We start from the raw sequence: 3,638 nt of genomic DNA on the forward strand, positions 1-3,638 counted from the left end.
CCCGGGTCAATTCCATGAGCGCCCACATGTGCTCCGGTGTGTGGTGCGGGTGGGTCCAGGGTGGTACAGGGCGGGGTGGCGGGGAAGCCGCCGGGGCCCGGGTCACCCGCAGGGGCGGGGGTGTGAACCGGTGATGTCGCCGCCCGGCCCCGGCAGAAGGCCGGGCCGGACGTGCGGGCCCGCGGGTCAGGGCGCGGGCCCGCGGGCGAGGACGGCCAGGACGGCGTGCTCGCAGGCGCGGCAGAGGACACGGTGGGCCAGCAGGCCCCGCACCGTCTCCGGCAGGCCCCGCAGCGGCGGGCCCCCCGGCACGGGCCCCGGCAGAGCCGGCAGCCGGGCTGGCGCCCGGGAGCGGGCCGCGGCCGTGGCGGGGGCCCGACCCCTGCCCCCCGGTGGGGCACCCGAGACCGTCCCGGCGCCCGCGCCCACGGCGGGGGCGGGCAGGAGGCGGTGGCGGGCCAGCAGCCGACGCACCCCCGCCCGCGGGGATGTCAACTGGGTTGTGTGTGATTGGTGTTGTGCTCTGTGGTCCTGGTCCCTGCCGTGGTTACTGTGGGTTGATGTTGGTTAGAGGGGGAGCCGGTCGCCGAAGCGGATCTTGAACTGGTTCATGGCGCGGGTCCAGCCGAGGGTGCCGGTGCCGCGGACGCGGCCGGTGGGGACCTTGGTTCCGTTGCCGTCGATGTGGCGGCCCTCGATGTTGCGGATGCCGAGGTAGAGCATCTTGAGGGCGGCGTCGTCGGAGGGGAAATGGCCGGATGTTTTGACGAGTTTGCGCAGGTTGCGGTTCATGGACTCGATGGCGTTGGTCGTGTAGATGACGCGGCGGATGTCCTGGTCGAAGTCGAGGAACGGGATGAACTGCTCCCAGGCGTTCTCGAACACGCTGATGGTGCCGGGGTAATGGCGGCCCCAGTCCTCGCGGACCTTCTCGAGGGCTTCGAGGGCTGCGGTCTCGTCGACGGCGGTGTAGACGGGCTTGAGGGCGGCGGCGACTTTCTTGCGGTCGGTGGAGTTCACGTATTTGAGCGCCGACCTGATCAGGTGAACGACGCATAGCTGCGTGACGGCCTGGGGCCAGACAGCCTCGATCGCCTCGGGCAGGCCCTTGAGTCCATCACAGCACACCACCGGCGCGTCCTTCAGGCCGCGGTGTTTGAGCCGGGTGAGCACGTGAAGCCAGAATTTCGCCCCTCGTGATCCTGGAGCCAGATGCCCAGGACGTTCTCGATGCCGTCCACGTCGACGCCGATGACCAGGTGAGCGGCCTTGTTGACGACGTGCCCGCTGTCACGGACCTTGATCCGGATAGCGTCGATGTACAAAATCGGGTAGCACTCGTCGACTGGCCGGTCCTGCCAGCTCTTCACCTCGTCCGCGATCACATCGGTCACCCTCGAGACCAGCGCCGGGGAGACCTCGGCCCCGTACACCTCGGCCAGGTGCGCGGTGATGTCCCTTGTGGTCATGCCGCGTGCGTACAGCGACAGGATCATCTCGTCCACCTGCCCCAGCCGCCGCGTCCCCTTCGGCACGATCCGCGGCTCGTACTCGCCCTTGCGGTCCCGCGGCACGTCGATCCCGACCGGCCCCGCCGTGGTGGTCACCGTCTTGCCGTAGGAGCCGTTGCGGTTGTTCCCGGAACCGCGGCCGGCCGGGTCCCCGGCCTCGTGGCCGAGGTGGTCCGCCATCTCGGCCTGCAGAGCCCGCTCGATGACCTGCTTCATCATCTGCTGCAGCAGCCCGCCTTGGCCATCCAGAGGGACCCCGGACTCCCGCGCGTCCGCGATCAAAGAGTCGATCGCCTCCGGCGACAACACCCGTGCCACCCGTTCAGCAGCCTCGGCGCGGTCCATCTCATCGTCCTGCCTCGATATCACTGTGCGTCACTTTCCGATCAGGGCAGGAACCGGACTCAACAGGAGCCATCATCCCCCACTCACACAATCAGGTGTACACCCTCGCGCGCGGCTGCGGAAAGTCACCCGCAACCGTGGTCACTTCTCCACGGAACAGGCCGCCGTGAAGGTGCTTTACCTCGCGATCCGTGAGCTGATCGAGCCCAAGACGCGCAGCAGGACGCACGTCGCACCGCACTGGAAAGCCGCGTTGAACGCGTTCTCGGTCTACTTCCAGGACCGTATTACCCTCAACTGAAACCCCAGATACTTTCACGGAGGCGCGGGCACGCCCTCACGGAGCAGTACACCCCGCTGAAACGATCTTGCGTTCCCGCCGCTGACCGGGGGATCCACGGACTTCCGGGGCAGAGCCGCCTGGGGTGTGGTGGAGCAGGGTGTGCAGCAGGCACGGTGGACAGGCCTCGGCGCAGGCCAGGCAGCCGGTGCTCGGTGATATTGCCGGAGGCGCTGGATGCTCGCGGATGCCGGAGTCGCGCGACGAGGCCACTGTTTGCCGATCCTGTTGTGGGACACGCAGAAGCAATCCTCCAATCAGAGTGTGACACCCCCGGGGGCTTCTGTCAAGCACCGCTGCGGCAGCCGCCGTGCGCGCGGGAGGTGGGCTGGCTGTCCCCTTTCTTTGGCCAGGTGGCTGAGAGTGGCGCGGCCACTGGCCGGATGGAGGGCGCGGGAGGGAGTCTGATTAACGGCCCTGTCGCACTTTCGGTGGTGACGGAGAGTCGTGAAGGGGTGTTGATATTCGCGTGGAGGATGTCAACGAGCTCGTGCAGATGGTGTTTTCGGGCCTGTCCCCGCTGGTCATCGAGGATGTGGCCGACGAAGGTGAGCGGATCCTGGTGCGAGCACGGACGCCGCAGGACACTGCGGCCTGCCCGGTGTGCGGGGCCTCGTCGGAGCGCGTGCACGGCTATCACTGGCGGACAGTGGCCGACGTGCCGGTCGACGATCGACGGGTGGTGGTCCGTGTGCGGGTGCGACGCCTGGTGTGTCCCACGCGCGGCTGCCGCCACACCTTCCGCGAGCAGGTGCCCGGAGTGCTGGACCGGTACCAGCGGCGAATCGTCCGCCTAATGGGAGCTGCCGGGTCGGAGAGACTCGGTGCCGTAGCCGCCAGCAGGTGAGCACTCTCGCCGCCGGAAGCATTCGACTTCTGTGGTCAGACCGTGCCCCTGCTGGTCGGCCGGAAGGCCATGACCACTGATGGGGTGGCGTGCCCGCCGAGCAGAGCGTGAGTACTGGATCCATTAGGCCGCGTGCCGTGTCTTCCGCGGGCTGCACGACCGGGAAGTACCTGACCAGGAGGAAGAGTTGCTGCTGATCGGAGATGACTGGGCCGAGGACCACCACGATGTCGAGGTCCAGGACGCCACCGGCCGCAGGCTCGCGACCGCGAGGCTGCCCGAGGGCGCGGAAGGGATCGCCAAGTTCCACGGGCTCGTGGCCAAGCATGCGGGCGAGGACCCCGATCCAGCCGACGTGGTTGTGGGGATCGAGACGGACCGGGGCACTTGGGTGCAGGCCCTGATCGCCGCCGGCTACCGGGTCTACGCGATCAACCCCCGGCAGGTCGCCCGCTTCAAGGAGCGGTACGGCACCTCCGGCGCCAAAAGCGACAAGGGCGACGCCCACGCGCTGGCCGACATGGTCCGCATCGACCGCGACCAGCTGCGACCGGTGGCCGGGGACAGCGACCAGGCCCAGGCCGTCAAGGTCGTC

At 68.6% G+C, this 3,638-nt stretch carries 2 protein-coding genes and 3 pseudogenes; 3 read left to right on the top strand and 2 right to left on the bottom strand.

What is annotated here, in order from left to right; translation table 11 throughout:
* Positions 1–186 precede the first annotated feature (186 nt).
* Together ACLHRZ_RS36750 and ACLHRZ_RS36755 are read right to left on the bottom strand one after the other, a co-directional pair.
* Positions 187–495 (bottom strand): hypothetical protein, encoded by a 309-nt coding sequence (locus ACLHRZ_RS36750; RefSeq protein WP_490422933.1) that lies wholly within the window; start codon positions 493–495, stop codon positions 187–189.
* A 72-nt stretch (positions 496–567) separates the two neighbouring features.
* A pseudogene (locus tag ACLHRZ_RS36755) lies at positions 568–1,829 on the bottom strand (IS256 family transposase).
* A 136-nt stretch (positions 1,830–1,965) separates the two neighbouring features.
* Here ACLHRZ_RS36755 and ACLHRZ_RS36760 point away from each other — a divergent pair.
* The 3 genes and pseudogenes from ACLHRZ_RS36760 to ACLHRZ_RS36770 all read left to right on the top strand — a co-directional run.
* Positions 1,966–2,157: pseudogene (locus ACLHRZ_RS36760) on the top strand (IS256 family transposase); the annotation flags it as partial.
* 502 nt (positions 2,158–2,659) lie between these two features.
* Positions 2,660–3,031, top strand: a pseudogene (locus ACLHRZ_RS36765) (transposase family protein); the annotation flags it as partial.
* Positions 3,032–3,230: 199 nt separating this feature from the next.
* Positions 3,231–3,638, top strand: a 408-nt coding sequence (locus ACLHRZ_RS36770; protein ID WP_490422934.1) for an IS110 family transposase, incomplete at its 3' end; no start/stop codon positions are given.

Source organism: Streptomyces sp. AM25, assembly GCF_058146165.1.